Here is a 948-nt window from a genome sequence, read left to right as displayed (position 1 = left end):
TCACGACAACAAAGGGCGCATCATCCACCGTAATTTTCATTTTCTCGTAAGGCGTCACCAGGAAGAAATCTTCACCATCACGGCGTAATATCCGCGACAACAGGCGAACCACTGCCTGCCGCTCCATCTTGTCTCCCTGATAATACCACTCACCCTGGGAATCAATACGTATATCTATCTCGCCAACTCGCTCCGGCTGCCACGTTTCAACAGGTGGCAAGCTATCATCCTCGCCAACTAATTCTCTTATCTGGGTCGCGATTGTCGGTAGGTCCCTATGCAGCCCCTCACCATCTATTTTTGCCATAGTTATAGGCCTCGCTGCCACTCTTGCCTAAGAGGAATTGCACCAGGCTTATTCAAAGCCAGATCAATTTTACTTAGCATCGCTTGCTTATCTGCCCCTAAATTACCTTTTAGCACCAAATAATTAGACGCGTGGTCGGAACGGAATACTGTATTTTCCAGTTCAAAATTAGCAATCAGGGTACGAATCTCATGAAATAAATCCAATTGTTCTAATGGCTCGTAATCACCATTAAATCCAGCCCTAAAGCGCTCTTCACCCATCGGAAAAGAAACTACTAACGTCGATACAAACTCTGGCTGTGTTTCATTCATAAGCTTGGCAGAGTTAACGGCATGTTGCTTTGAAAACTTCTTGCCACCCAAGCCATTTAATATCATCACGGAAGACTTGATGCCTGCAGCTTTTAACTTGAGTAAGGCGTCTTTAGAGCTTTCGTAAGTCTCACCCTTAACCACACATTCCAAGACTTTGTCGTCACCGGATTCACAGCCCACATATACCATGCTTAGGCCTAACGCTCTCAACTCAGCCAGCTCTTCTACCGTTTTTTTCTTAATATTTCTGGGTAAGCAATAAGCAGTAACACGTTCTTTATCTGGAAAGTAGCGATTAATACACTCAAGTATTTCTTTGAGGCG

2 protein-coding genes are annotated in these 948 nt (G+C 44.6%); both read right to left on the bottom strand.

The window, feature by feature from the left end; genetic code table 11:
• Positions 1-307, bottom strand: a 307-nt coding sequence (locus tag A3729_RS26395; RefSeq protein WP_156498153.1) for a DUF1285 domain-containing protein, incomplete at its 3' end; no start/stop codon positions are given.
• Between the two features lie 2 nt (positions 308-309).
• A partial coding sequence (locus tag A3729_RS26390) for a radical SAM protein (protein WP_068634451.1) occupies positions 310-948 on the bottom strand: 639 nt, incomplete at its 5' end.

The organism is Oleiphilus sp. HI0043, from assembly GCF_001634935.1.
The sequence above is the reverse complement of the archived record's forward strand: the minus strand, read 5'-3'. Positions and strand labels throughout refer to the sequence as shown.